The organism is Cognatundibacterium crateris (assembly GCF_010078235.1).
Classification (GTDB): domain Bacteria; phylum Pseudomonadota; class Gammaproteobacteria; order Burkholderiales; family Burkholderiaceae_D; genus Undibacterium; species Undibacterium crateris.
This window is the reverse complement of the sequence record NZ_JAABOS010000003.1, coordinates 107,954-120,910: the sequence shown is the minus strand read 5'-3', so window position 1 is coordinate 120,910 and position 12,957 is coordinate 107,954. Positions and strand designations below refer to the sequence as shown.

Annotated in this window: 11 protein-coding genes; 3 read left to right on the top strand and 8 right to left on the bottom strand. The window is 50.1% G+C overall.

Annotated elements, in window-relative coordinates:
- Positions 1 to 13 precede the first annotated feature (13 nt).
- The gene (locus EYB48_RS06650; RefSeq protein WP_162019539.1) at positions 14 to 1,078 is read left to right on the top strand and encodes an ABC transporter ATP-binding protein; all 1,065 of its coding nucleotides are present in this window, start codon (positions 14 to 16) and stop codon (positions 1,076 to 1,078) included.
- A 212-nt stretch (positions 1,079 to 1,290) separates the two neighbouring features.
- On the top strand, positions 1,291 to 4,194 hold the full coding sequence (locus EYB48_RS06645) for a bifunctional diguanylate cyclase/phosphodiesterase (protein WP_162019538.1): 2,904 nt from the start codon (positions 1,291 to 1,293) through the stop codon (positions 4,192 to 4,194).
- Positions 4,195 to 4,218: 24 nt separating this feature from the next.
- On the opposite strand, the gene EYB48_RS06640 is transcribed toward EYB48_RS06645, so the two are convergent.
- From EYB48_RS06640 to EYB48_RS06620, 5 genes are all read right to left on the bottom strand, one after another.
- Complete coding sequence (locus EYB48_RS06640; protein ID WP_162019537.1) at positions 4,219 to 5,088, bottom strand: Dyp-type peroxidase; 870 nt, start codon at positions 5,086 to 5,088, stop codon at positions 4,219 to 4,221.
- 240 nt (positions 5,089 to 5,328) lie between these two features.
- A complete protein-coding gene (locus EYB48_RS06635) occupies positions 5,329 to 7,353 on the bottom strand; it encodes a sensor domain-containing diguanylate cyclase (RefSeq protein ID WP_162019536.1) in 2,025 nt (674 codons plus the stop codon).
- A gap of 448 nt (positions 7,354 to 7,801) precedes the next feature.
- Positions 7,802 to 8,656, bottom strand: coding sequence for a substrate-binding periplasmic protein (locus EYB48_RS06630; protein ID WP_162019535.1), 855 nt, complete (start codon positions 8,654 to 8,656; stop codon positions 7,802 to 7,804).
- A gap of 191 nt (positions 8,657 to 8,847) precedes the next feature.
- Positions 8,848 to 9,351, bottom strand: coding sequence for a hypothetical protein (locus EYB48_RS06625; protein ID WP_162019534.1), 504 nt, complete (start codon positions 9,349 to 9,351; stop codon positions 8,848 to 8,850).
- Between the two features lie 58 nt (positions 9,352 to 9,409).
- Positions 9,410 to 9,895, bottom strand: a complete 486-nt coding sequence (locus tag EYB48_RS06620; protein WP_162019533.1) for an asparaginase domain-containing protein — start codon at positions 9,893 to 9,895, stop codon at positions 9,410 to 9,412.
- 100 nt (positions 9,896 to 9,995) lie between these two features.
- Here EYB48_RS06620 and EYB48_RS06615 point away from each other — a divergent pair, with 100 nt between their 5' ends.
- Entirely contained in the window at positions 9,996 to 10,769 is a 774-nt protein-coding gene (locus tag EYB48_RS06615; RefSeq protein WP_235934948.1) for an L-asparaginase, read from the top strand.
- An 18-nt stretch (positions 10,770 to 10,787) separates the two neighbouring features.
- On the opposite strand, the gene EYB48_RS06610 is transcribed toward EYB48_RS06615, so the two are convergent.
- The 3 genes from EYB48_RS06610 to EYB48_RS06600 form a co-directional block, all read right to left on the bottom strand.
- Positions 10,788 to 11,252 (bottom strand): TlpA family protein disulfide reductase, encoded by a 465-nt coding sequence (locus EYB48_RS06610; RefSeq protein WP_162019532.1) that lies wholly within the window; start codon positions 11,250 to 11,252, stop codon positions 10,788 to 10,790.
- Positions 11,253 to 11,378: 126 nt separating this feature from the next.
- Positions 11,379 to 12,248, bottom strand: coding sequence for a patatin-like phospholipase family protein (locus EYB48_RS06605; RefSeq protein ID WP_162019531.1), 870 nt, complete (start codon positions 12,246 to 12,248; stop codon positions 11,379 to 11,381).
- Between the two features lie 21 nt (positions 12,249 to 12,269).
- Positions 12,270 to 12,848 (bottom strand): OmpA family protein, encoded by a 579-nt coding sequence (locus EYB48_RS06600; RefSeq protein WP_162019530.1) that lies wholly within the window; start codon positions 12,846 to 12,848, stop codon positions 12,270 to 12,272.
- Positions 12,849 to 12,957: the final 109 nt, after the last annotated feature.

The following is a 12,957-nucleotide window of genomic DNA, read 5'->3' as shown; positions in this document are numbered from 1 at the left end:
TTGGAAAACTATCATGTCTGACTTAAGTGTAAAAAATCTCACGCTGGAATACGGTTCCGGTGCCACAGCCAACCCCATCCTGAAGGGGGTTTCCATGGACTTGCAACGCGGTGAAGTGGTTGCCTTGCTAGGGCCTTCAGGCTCAGGCAAAACCACATTACTGCGTGCAGTGGCGGGTCTGGAATCGCCGAAAACCGGCACTATCCATCTGGGTGAGCGCGCGATATTCGACGGTGCGCAGGGACTGGAAGTCCCGGCTGAGCAAAGGAATCTGGGTCTGGTGTTCCAGTCTTATGCCTTGTGGCCGCATAAAACGGTATCAGAAAATGTCGCCTATGGTCTCAAGCTGCGCAAAATGAACAGCAGCGAGATCGCGGTCAAAGTCAAAGAGGTATTGGGTCAGCTCGGCCTGGGTCATCTGGGTGAACGCTTTCCTCATCAGTTATCCGGCGGTCAGCAACAGCGCGTGGCGATTGCACGGGCGCTGGTGTACAACCCACCGGTCATCCTGCTGGACGAGCCCCTGTCGAACCTGGATGCCAAGCTGCGTGAAGAAGCGCGTGCCTTCCTGCGCGAACTGATCGTGCGCTTGCGTTTGTCGGCATTGATGGTGACCCATGATCAGGGCGAAGCGATGGCAATCTCTGACCGCATCCTGCTGTTGAATAACGGCGTGATTGAACAACAGGGTACGCCGCAAAGCATGTATGAAACACCGGACACGCTGTTCACTGCGGAATTCATGGGCAGCAATAATAAGTTGGCGGTCAAAGTGATCGAGCGGCATGGCGACTACGCGACGGTACAAGCCAATGGCCACACACTCAAAGCGACTCTGCGCGGCAAACAGGTCGCAGCAGATGCGACGGCTATTATCCGTCTGGAAAAAGTCACAGTCAGCGCCACAGCCTGCGACAACAGCATAGAGCATGAACTCAGCACCTGTATGTATCTGGGGGATAAGTGGGAATGCCTGTTCGGTCATGCAGAACACGGAATCCGCGCTTTCTCATCGACTAAACTGGAGCCGGGTAAGTACTGGCTGCAACTACCGGCAGACAAGCTCTGGGTTTACTAGCCTATGTCCAAAGCTGAACCGTGCGCTGTCAGGCGTGACTAAATATGCACACCCCCATAAAGTTTTTGTAATAAACACTAAATTTTTGGGGGGTAGTGCAATGTTTGACGCATAATGAGCAGGCTCAATCTACCTACTCGTCTATGTCTTCAGCATTCAACTGGCGTGGCATTTTTTCAGGTACATCGTCTGTCCAGTGGCTACTGTCAGCGATGATGATCAGCTTGTATTTTATTTCTGGCCAACTCGGCCTCGCTATCCCCACCCAACAATATGCACTGAGCCTGATCTGGCTACCGGCCGGTGTCGCCATTTTTGCTATCCAGCGTTACGGCAGGCCTATGATTTCTGCTGTATTCATCGGGGCAATGCTACTCAACCTGCAGTTTGAAAACGCATTCTCAAGCTCAGTCATACTCAGCACCTGCAGTACCGCTGGCCCCGGGCTATGCTGCTGGTTGCTCAGCAAGCAAGGTTTTGATCCCTACTTTTCACGCCGCCGGGACGTCGTAGGATTCACCATCGCCATCATGGCTGGCAATGGTCTGTCGGCGACACTGGGCATGCTGTGGCTGAATGTCAGCCTGGTTCAGGCACCGCCACTGATTTCCTGGCTGACCTGGTGGGCGGGTGATTTGGCGGGTGCTTTACTGGCAGCTCCGTTATTATGGAATCTGTCAAGGCGAAATCTGCAGCAACTACGCGGGCAATGGAAAGAAGTAAGCTTGTTTTTCGTGCTGTTCTGCTCGATCAACTGGATTATATTTTTATCTGAATACAGCCACCATCCTTTGAAATTTGTGACTGCATTTCTGATGATATGGCCAGCCCTGAGACTCAATATCAGCGTTGCCGCAACGGCCAACTTTATTGCAGCCCTATTTGCGGCCTGGTCATCGGCGAAAAACCTTGCTCCCTTCGGCATTGAAGGAACGACCAGTCTGTTCATACTTTGGGGCTATATCTGCATCCTGTCGCTGATTACGCTAACCACAACCGCGTTACAAACGGAACATGCACGTGCCGGCAAAGATGTGGCCGAAGCCTATCAGCGCATGCATAAAATAGCTTCACGCCTGCCTGGCTTGATCCTGCAATACCGCATACACCCAGACAAACGTACCAGCGTCCCTTTTGCCAGTGCGGCTATCTGGAGTTTATTTGAATTGCGGCACGAGGATGTGAAACACGATGCGACACTGGTTTTTCAGCGCGTACACCCTCTCGACAAAGAACAGGGAAAACAAAAATTCAAGCTGGCGATACAACAGTTATCTGCGTGGCAGAATGAGTTCCGGTTTATACGACAGGACGGTAGTCAGCGCTGGCTGTATATTGACGGCCTGCCAGAAAAAGAGGACGACGGCACCATACTCTGGCATTGCTTTGTCACTGATATCACCGAACGTAAACAGGCTGAAAACGAGCTGCGGATTGCAGCCTGTACCTTTGAATCCCAGGAGGGAATTTTCGTTACCGATGCACAATGGCGAATTTTGAAAATCAATCAGGCTTTTACCCGAATATCTGGCTTTGAACCAGCCGACTTGCATGGTCAACGCCCGCCGCGACATGTAACGCCAACTCAGAATCTCGACTTTTTCAAAAAAATTCAGGCCACACTGGATGAGCTGCATTACTGGCATGGAGAACTGTGGAATGTCCGGAAGGATGGTTCGACCTACCCGATGATGATCACACTGACGGCGATTTCGGATGAACAAGCTAAGCTGACCAACTATATAGGTTCGTTCACCGATATCAGTCGCAACAAAGGATACGAGGCTGAAATCCGCAATCTCGCTTTCTATGATTCTCTGACGCAGTTACCAAACCGCCGCTTGCTGATGGACAGACTGACGCATCTGATTTCCATCAGCCAGCGCAATCAAAGTCAAAGCGCGATCCTGTTCATCGACCTGGATAATTTCAAAACACTCAACGACACCCGTGGCCATGATGCGGGTGACTTACTGCTGGTCGAAACGTCGCAACGGCTCAGCAGTTGTGTGCGTGAGAGCGATACGGTGGCACGTTTAGGAGGAGATGAATTTGTGGTGGTGCTGGAAGGACTCTGTGAACAGCGCGATGAAGCGATGCGACAGGCCGACAGAATCGCGGAAAAAATCCGCCAAATTCTGAGCGAACCCTATCAAATTGCGGACTTTGAACATCATGGCTCCAGCAGCATCGGTGTCTGTATGTTCAGCGGCAGTGACACGACCGTGAAGGACCTGTTCAAACGGGCTGATACAGCGATGTATGAAGCCAAAACGGCAGGACGCAATGCGGTGCGTTTTTTTGATCCGGCCATGCAAGCCATCCTGGTCGTCCGCATGATGATGGAGTCGAACCTGCGGATCGCGCTGAGTCAGCAACAGTTTGAGCTGTATTATCAGGGCCAGGTCAATGCGGAAAGAAAACTGATCGGTGCCGAAGCCTTGCTACGCTGGCACCACCCGGATCGTGGTGATATTTCTCCAGCTGACTTTATCCCTTTAGCAGAAGAAACCGGCCTCATTATCGGGATCGGTAACTGGGTCTTAGAAACCGCCTGTGCCCAACTTAAACAATGGGAGCAACATGCCAGTACAGCTGATTTGAATCTGGCGGTGAATGTCAGTGCAAAACAATTTCAGCAAAGCGACTTCGTTGAACAGGTGACGGCGATGGTGAGACGTCATGCCATCAATCCTGCGCGTCTTAAAATCGAACTCACCGAAAGCACCGTCCTGGACAATGTCGATGCCACTACCGAAAAGATGTCGCAACTCGGAAAAACCGGCATCGGCTTTTCTATGGATGATTTTGGAACTGGATACTCCTCGCTTGCCTACCTGCAGCGGCTGCCCTTAGATCAACTCAAAATCGACCGCTCCTTTGTACGCGATCTGAGTGAAGATGAAAATGATGCCACGATCGTGCGTACCATCATTTCACTGGGCGTCAATCTCGGTCTGCACGTGATTGCAGAAGGGGTGGAGACTGAAGCACAGCACAACTTCCTGCTGGCGCATCACTGCCATGCTTTCCAGGGTTACCTGTTTTCTAAACCCTTGCCATTGCGCGACTTCATGCTGCTGGCCAGCCAACAGGATAAAGCGCGCGTCAGCTGATCAGAGCGGCGCCTGAGCAGCCTTTCATTCACACCATGCAAGCGACAGACGCCCGTCCTTCAGCGGCGGACACCAAAAATAGGCTGTAGTCAGCGGTTGACTGAAGCGGAACAAATCATCCGTCAGTCCATCCTCAGCGCCGCACATGCGCGTCAATTGCGCTTCAAATGGCGCGAACGAGGTGGCAAACGCGACAAAATATAAGCCACCCCGCGCCCCTTCTGACCATGGCATGGAACGGCGCATCACGAAAGCTTCGGGTGAAAAATCTTCCTGCGCAGTGCGCTTAACGTGAGCGGAATCCGGCGCATCGTCCAGTTCCTCGTTGTCGGAACGGCGCCGGCCTATCATCAGGTCCTGCTCCTGCTCTGAGTGCGCATGAAACCGGGCAAACTGATGTTCCCACTGCTGGACAGCCACAAAGCTGCCGCCATCCGCTGCAATGGCGGTCCGCGATGCATCTTCATCCTGTGGATTTTCTGTACCATCTTCATAGCCAGTCAGATCACGTCCGCTACCATATTTGAACGCACTGACTTCCTGTTGCAACTGAAAGATAGGCCCTAAGGCCTGCACCACACGCTGTTGCTGGTGCAGCAGTTCGCCGCGCTCATTTTCACGCAGCCATACCCATAGTGCAGCAGGTGTTGCAGGTAAATGCACCTTGCTATTGGCAATACCGGCAAATTCATACAGTCCGTCGACTTCTGTCCTCAATGCCTGAGTCAATGCTGTGCCAATACCCAGTACAATACGCACACCATCAACCAGCGGCTGCAATTGCTTTAATGCGGCTTTGACTGCACTTGCGTCGGTATTTTCCTGCAAATCAAAACTCAGGTAAGTGGCATGCGCCGGCAATGCATCTAAAATCGCGGCTTGGTGAACAGACATACAGACTCCCTTAAAAAAATTAAACAATTGATTCGCGCAATAACCAGCAGTGCGGGAATACGATTGCATAAAAGCATAAGCGATTCTGCTCATTTCTGCAGAACAAATGTCGAAAGCCGGAAACTGCTGCATGACTTACATCTGTCCACGCTTGGACAACGCAAATGACCGCTCTCGCTGACTTAGCGACATCAGAAATTGTGGCCTATGTATCATGATCGATACCTCGGCCTGACGATGTTATGGCCGGTTCGTACCAGCGTTAATGTCTGGTGAAAAAAAATGTATCCGGTTGCGCCCGGCCCGCTTGGCCGCATACATGGCGATATCGCTGTGACGGATAATCTCCGCCACTGTTTTTCCATGCTTGGGATAAAGTGCGATACCAACGGAACAGGAAATCTTCAGATGTTCAGCGGCACTAAGAGAGAAGGGCTGATAGATGCTTTCGCGCAGACGTTCACCCAGGATTTTGGCTGCTTGCTCATCCTGCAAATCCGGCATGATGACGACAAACTCATCGCCACCCAGACGGGCAGGGAAGTCATTCTGGCGCACACAGGCTTGTAAGCGCCCGGCTACCGCTTTTAACAATTCATCGCCTACCTCATGACCATATTTGTCGTTGACTGGCTTGAAATCATCCAGATCAATAAACACCAGCGCTAACAGCGACTTTTCCTGCTCCGCCTTAAGCAGCATACTCTCTACTTTCTCATCGAAATAGCGACGGTTTGGTAAATCCGTCAGCTTGTCAAAGAAAGCCATCTTTTTAATTATATTTTCATTTTTTTTACGCGAAGAGATATCGCGACTGATACCCAGAAAGCGGGCAGAGCCATCCTTACCGATCAGGATAGAGCCTGAAATTTCTATCGGTACCATTTCACCATTTTTATGTGGCATTTCCACTTCAATCACAGGTACCCGTATTGTTGTATCCTCCTTGATACCCGAAGAAATATGGTCTGCCAGCACCTTGTACAGCAATGCCGATGTTTCAGAGAATTCAGCTCGCTGATAAAAATCAGCCTGCATTGCCTCTTCCACACTCCAACCTCTGACCGTCTGAATAGATGGACTCACGAACAAGAGCTTCTTCGTTCCCAGGTCAAACAGCCAGATTACATCGCGCGTGTTATCCAGTATCGATTGATATACTTCTTTTTCTTTTTGTAACTGATCGATTAACTGACTGCGTTCGGACAGTAATTGATTGCGCTCCTGATGCTGACGATTGGCTATTTGTATTGCTGAAAATAATTCTCCCATTTCATCCTGATAGGGATAGGACATTTGTCCGGACTGAGCTTGTCCGGATACCGCTTCACTCAGAAAAATTCTGGCCTGTTCGATGGGCTTTACTATCCTGCGTCTCAAAAAAGTCAGCATGAAAAGTGAGATACCGAATAAGACAATAATCAGCTCTACAGTCCAGCATAAAGATAGCAATGTTTCTGCTTCTTTATCTGAAGCCATTCCATCTGCTAATTTCTGAATCTCATCACCGAACAGGACGATAGAGTCCATCGCCAGTACATAATCTGTAGTGAAAGACTTCGCGTTCACATGTTCCTGATGCGACTGTATCTGGTGAATCAGCTTGTCATACTGCTGCAGTCCCGCCTGAAAATAAGCTTGTTCCATCTGCTCTGAAGAGCGTGTAATCTGACCAAATTGACTAAGTAGTTGTGTCAATCGTCTGGTCTGTTCATGGATCTGAAGGATACGCCCGCGCGTCTCATTGATACGGGCCAGATTTACGGGATTAAGTTCTTGACCGGTAATCAGCGCAGGTACCAGTAAAGATCCCAGCTTACCCGCGTTATCCCTTAATTCTGCGATCAATGCCATCTGTATAGTCAGTGGTGCAGCTTCAGGCGCACTTAGAATCAAATTCTCTGCCAATAGATACACTACGGATTGAATCGGAGGCATCGCGCTGAGCATTTCTTCGATAACTGCACCGATATTCTCAGGTTTTCCATTTTTCGGTTCGCGGAAAAAATCGATATCTTTGCGGGCTATCTGCAATTGCCTGCGAGTTTTTCCCAGAAAATTCAGCAACTGAGGTTTGATCTGATGTGGTGACAGATTAATCTTCTCATATAATTCCAGCATCAGCTGATCGGTTTTTTTTCTGCTTAGATCCAGACCAAGCTGATCTGGCGAAGTATGGAATGGCGCTTGTGAAATCAGGATATTTGATGGACCACGCTCTGTAGAAAGCGCTTGCATGGTTGCCAGCGCTTTCAGGTAAATCATCAACAATTCCTGTCGCTGCATAGACAGCTGGTATTGTTGGTAGCTAGTGATGCCGATGCTCAGTAAAGGGAGTATGGTAGCCAGTAAAAGTCCAAATTTAAGGAGGAGAAAAATCCGCGATAATGTTCCGCAGAAAATTGATTTCCAGCCGTTTATCATCCTCTGTTCCCCATACACTTACGATAGACAAAATCCTTATTATCCATTTTAACAATGGCATCCTTTTCGAAAAATTCACTTGTCCAGGATTTTATTTTAAGAATAAAACTTGGGGTAGGAAAAACTATTTTTATCCAAACATGCTTGAAAAATCCAAACACATTTGGAAATTAGGTTTCCATTTTATGGTAAACAAGAATGAGAAAAATAGCCAGCGTACACCGCAGAAATTCGGTGCCCGTGGACATCGCGTACAAAGGATGGAATTCTGCGTACAACTGTGTTTGGATCAATTACCTGTCAGACCCAGTCTTAGCGTTTCGGCCGGCGCGGTTTCACCCGGCAGCCATTTCTGGTGAATTTTCTGAAAGCTGCCTTCTTTTTTCATCTGTCTTAAAGCATCTTCCCAAACTCTGATTGTGCTCAAAGGTGTTTTTGGCGAAAACGCCAGATACAATTCCAGGCTATCCAGCACCATCACGCGCTCGACATCTTGTATTGAGTAGCCGATATCTTTCAAGACACTGGGAACAACCACGCTACCATCTGACCACAATTCAAATCTGCCCATCATCAGCATCTTTGCCACCACCTGCGAAGTAGCAGCCAGATCCAATGTCTGGAATCCTTTTTTCACCGCTGCATCGGCAAAAATACTACCGCGGTAGGCACCAACTGCGACCTGATAAATGTCATCGCCCAGGCTTTGTAAACGCGCGGCATTGCCCTTACGGGTGTACAAAACTGTACGGGAAACCGCAACCGGGCCAAGCAAGGTCATGATCTTTTCACGTTCTTCTGAGCGTCCCACGGTGAATAGCAACACATTCGGTTCTTCCAGCAAAGCCTTATAACCGCGGTTCCAGGGAACCAGTTGTATCGTTGCACTGCTGCCAATTTTTTTCTGTAAGGCCTGCACCAGTTCAACCGCCATGCCATCCAGTTTGTCACCATTCTTGAAACTGACCGGTGGCCAGTCTTCGGTGTAGATAGTCAGTTCAACCGGTGTTACAGGGAGCGCCATCACCTGTGCCGCCCACAACGCCAGCACGAACGCCAGAACCCCCTGCCGCCTGCTCCATCGCGATGTACCCTGCAAGATATGCACGAATTGCGATGTCAGGAACTGAAGCGACTTTGCCATGTTCTGCTCCTTGTAAAGGAATACAGCAAGAGAGACGGGGGGAAACAGAGATTAGCGATGCTGAATTACTTCAGCATCCTTATTTGAACATAGATCAAGGGAAACAAAAAATCAAATCATGCTTAATGACAACACCAATACAATTACTAGCATGGCAATGGTTTCGGCATCGTATCCAGGTTGAGCCTTGATCACTCCGGCCAGAGTGACAATACCAAATGCTCTATGCTGCCGGGGTCAGCCAATTTTTTTCGTGCATCATCCCAGCCTGGCGGATTCGGGATAGATTTTTTTGTGTGTACCGGCGTGTCGATCGCCATCTTGATCGCGAATACAAAAATGCCTTTTTTTATCTGCGGCGGTTGCAAATTTTTGACGACTTCATAAATCTGATTATCATAGTATTCATGCACGACAGGCTTCATATCCAGCCAGGTCGCGACTTCCTCATCCGAACGGATGGCAATCACCAGATAACCTGAGCTGGCTGGTAATTTGACGTTTTTGAGTGATTTGTAAATTTGTGTCTGCACCGCACGCGTATAGCGGCCCAGACTGTCAACATTCACCCCTTTTTCCTGTAATACCGATTCCGGCTGAAAAAAATAAAAGCTGTCAAAACGGGTGTCAGCGGCGCTCGCCAATGCCGATATGCTGAGCAGGGCGGATGCGAGTAAGGTTTTCAACAGTTGCATACATTTCCCAAATTCGGACTTCAATTTGCGGTGCTTTAGCCAGCACCGCGGTGCCAGATTATTTATTTACAAACACGCCAGCTGTACGGTTTTTTTGCACGTCATTCCAGGGGAAGACCTTGCCATTCATCGCAACATGCACGCCGGGCGGCAGCAACTGCGCGGCAGCACAGGCAAAGCCCAGGTTGAAGAAGGCATCTGAATTAGCGATTTCGTAAGGAATCATGGCGCCGGTGAACACGATGGTTTTACCGAGATTTGCTGCGCCCAGGACTTCAGCGGTCTCACGCATGGTATCGGTACCATGAATAATCACGATCGCATTCTCTGTCGCGTTCTGGCAGGCGGACAAAATAGTCTGACGATGGCTGTCATCCATGTCGAGTGAATCCATGAGCATGCAGACTTCCAGCGCAACCGGCACGGTCAGGCGCGCGCGTTGCAGCACTTCAGGCAAATGGCTGGCCGAAAAGCTGAGTTTGCCAGCGATTTCATCATAGTGTTTATCAAAGGTGCCACCGGTGGCTAAGATGCGTAAGGTCATATTTTTAGTCATGAGTGAGGAGGTAATGCAGCCATTGTAGCCTGCCAACGCATGCACCGAAAGCTGCTAAACTGAAACGTTTGTTAGGAAAGTCTGACTGATGAAAGTTATTGCACCAGGCACTGTTATTTTTCAACGCCATCGAGGTTTTGGCGTACTGACAGCCGTCAACTTGCTGACTGGCTGGGTCAGCGCTCGCTTTGGTGATGAGAAAAGAGTACTAGACCTGAATTTATCCAGCGACGAAGTACAGTTCGCTGATGGCGAGCCTATCCTGTTCCGGCGCGATCCACCGGAACGGATGCCACATGCGCGTCTCATGGCCATGGTCAGGGAATTACATCGGGCTGGCTATCAACGTCTTTATCTGTACAGCTGGCCGAAAGCTTCCGGCTTGCACTGGCGCTGGCACTTATTCACAGGCAACCGCAACTGGATGCAGCGCCCTTTACGCGAAGGCTGGTATGGTTCCGGCGCCGATTATATTTTTAACCCTGTCATGGGTTGGGGCGATTTGCCCGGTGCCAGCACTGCCGAACTGATCGCTGCTCTGGCCCGCTTTGATCCGGCTGGACTGGCGCAGGCGCTGGGCAGGGATGAGGATCATACAGCCTGGTTCTCCGGCGTTTGTGATGCCTTATTACCAGGCTATGCCTATAGTCTGGGTGCAGATACACCGACCGCCCCATTGCCTTATTTCTTGCCAGTGATGCCGATGCGGGCGCGCCAGGCAGAGCAGGTGTTTGAACTCAGTTATCCACCGGGCTGGGACAGTACCTGGAGTCCGGACAGTATCGCCAGACGCCATCAGTTGCGCGCTATCGTGCGGCACGATGTGATTCCCGGCAGCTGGAGCCTGCCGATAGAACTGTAGGCGATTGCTGCGAAACGCTCAGTTACCCAGCGCTTCCCATAAGTTATCCCAGTCTTCGGCCTGAAACGAGCCTTCCCGTTTCCAGACGATTTGTCCTTTGGCGCTGATCACAAAGTGCGTAGGCTGGTTCTGTATCACACCAAAATTATCCTTGTGACCCGGCGCATTACGCCAGTACACAGGGAAACGCTGATCGGCCGGGACAGCCAGTTTGACCAGCTGTTGGTAGGTATCGAAATCCTGACGGTTCTGGTCAAGGCTGATGCCTATCTGTACAAAATTACGCTTTGCGTTGCCAACATAAAATTCACGCATTAAGCGAAAGTCGCGTGCACACAGATTACAGCCAGAAGTGAAGAAGCTGACTAACAGCGTTTTTCCGGCAAACTGACTACTGTCGATACGCTGACCCGCATTATCCTGCAGCTGGAACTGAGCAATCAGCGGTTCTTTGGCGCTGGCCGGCGCGGACTGGAGCAACATGACTACAAGCGCTATACAGCGCAGGCTGTTACTGATGATGTGGCGAATGGTGGTGATAGACATAGCAAACCTCGGTGATTGTCTGCACTTAGTCGTATCCTGCCACGGAAACCTGACAGACAACAATCAGTCTTTTGCCAACGCCGCCTTAATTTGCGGAATAGCCTGTAATCCAGCCTGATAGCCAGCCGCAATCAATTCCCGCCTTAACTGAAAATCGGTGCTGGAAAATTTTCTGAGGTCAGGATGAATAACGATATCTGCTTTTTCTGATTCCATCCGTATCAAGGACTGCCCCATGATGTCAAATGACTGCATCAGCAATTCAAACATACCGTGCAGATTCACATTTTCTGACGGTGCGCTGACATCTACCGCGATCACATAGTCCGCCCCCAGTTTTTTCGCAGCAACCACGGGTAGCGGGCTGATCAGCCCGCCATCGACATATTCGTCCGCTCCGAGACGGGCAGGGATAAAGACACCAGGCATGCTGCAGGAAGCACGTACAGCAAAGCCCGCATTCCCACTCCGGAATAGCTGGATTTTGCCGCTGACCAGATTGGTCGCCACCGCACAGAATGGAGTTGCGAAGCTCTCTATGGGCTTATTCTGTAAATATTGATTGACCAGGGTTTGCAGGGCATTACCCACTACCATGCCACGTTTAGAACCGGCTGAGATATCGGCAATTTCAAAGTCACGGATTTTCAATGCGACTTCTTCCATTTGCGTACCACTGAATCCGGCGGCAAAAAATGCGCCGATAATGCTGCCGGCGCTGGTTCCGACCACCAGATCAGGACGGATTTTATGTTTTTCCAATGCCTGAATCACGCCAATATGAGCAAAGCCACGTGCGGATCCGCCGCCCAGCGCCAGGCCCAGTCTGGCAGGACGACTTGCCGCAGGACCTGTAGTGCTCACATTTTTCTGAGCAGCCCGACTCATCAAAGGCAATCCCGCTCCCATTGCCAGCATTAAGCGTCGTTTCATTTGTGAGTTCATGCCAGCTTTCTATTTTTCCGGTGCCTGCAACAAGCCCTGGTCAATCAGGCCTTTCAGACGGCTGAACGCAGCTTCAAAAGTATTTGCTGCTTCTCCCTGTGTCATATTTTCCAGCTTCTCATCGAGAATGATGATTTCTGTACGGCGGTTAAATTTGCGCCCCTCTTCCGTCGTATTGGATGCAACCGGATGCAGATAAGAATAGCCGACCGTAGACATGCGTTGCTCCGGTACCTTCAGTTCGAGCAAAACTTTTTTGACTGCGAGTGCACGCTGTTCGGATAATTTCTGATTGAACGTTGCGCTGCCGATGTTATCGGTGTGCCCTTCAACTGACACAATCTTACTTGTTTTGGTGGTGAGCAGATAAGCGATACGCTCCAGATAAGCCTGTGCCTGCCCGTTGTGAATTTCTGCTTTGCCGGATTCAAACAAGACTGTGTCAGGCAAAACGATCTGTACTCCACGTTCTAACTGAGCCACCGGCAATACCGGTGTAGCCGGTGCTGCTGGCGGTGGAGGGGTACTACAGGCTGTGACAGCCACGAATAGTGCTGCTGTGGTCAGTACTCTGAGCGCGATATGCATGCTGTAATCCTCATGAAAAATACACGCTGATTATTCCATGACAATCATTCCTCAATAGCAATGTGTGACAATCGTTTTCATTCAATGACAACATCATCTCTGTATCGTA

Bases quoted from the DNA above. Each gene is read 5' to 3' on its own strand.
- EYB48_RS06640 (WP_162019537.1), bottom strand. From the start codon at position 5,088: ATGTCTGTTCACCAAGCCGCGATTTTAGATGCATTGCCGGCGCATGCC.
- EYB48_RS06605 (WP_162019531.1), bottom strand. From the start codon at position 12,248: ATGAAACGACGCTTAATGCTGGCAATGGGAGCGGGATTGCCTTTGATG.
- EYB48_RS06635 (WP_162019536.1), bottom strand. From the start codon at position 7,353: ATGATTTACCTGAAAGCGCTGGCAACCATGCAAGCGCTTTCTACAGAG.
- EYB48_RS06625 (WP_162019534.1), bottom strand. From the start codon at position 9,351: ATGCAACTGTTGAAAACCTTACTCGCATCCGCCCTGCTCAGCATATCG.
- EYB48_RS06615 (WP_235934948.1), top strand. From the start codon at position 9,996: ATGAAAGTTATTGCACCAGGCACTGTTATTTTTCAACGCCATCGAGGT.
- EYB48_RS06620 (WP_162019533.1), bottom strand. From the start codon at position 9,895: ATGACCTTACGCATCTTAGCCACCGGTGGCACCTTTGATAAACACTAT.
- EYB48_RS06650 (WP_162019539.1), top strand. From the start codon at position 14: ATGTCTGACTTAAGTGTAAAAAATCTCACGCTGGAATACGGTTCCGGT.
- EYB48_RS06645 (WP_162019538.1), top strand. From the start codon at position 1,291: ATGATGATCAGCTTGTATTTTATTTCTGGCCAACTCGGCCTCGCTATC.
- EYB48_RS06630 (WP_162019535.1), bottom strand. From the start codon at position 8,656: ATGGCAAAGTCGCTTCAGTTCCTGACATCGCAATTCGTGCATATCTTG.
- EYB48_RS06600 (WP_162019530.1), bottom strand. From the start codon at position 12,848: ATGCATATCGCGCTCAGAGTACTGACCACAGCAGCACTATTCGTGGCT.
- EYB48_RS06610 (WP_162019532.1), bottom strand. From the start codon at position 11,252: ATGTTGCTCCAGTCCGCGCCGGCCAGCGCCAAAGAACCGCTGATTGCT.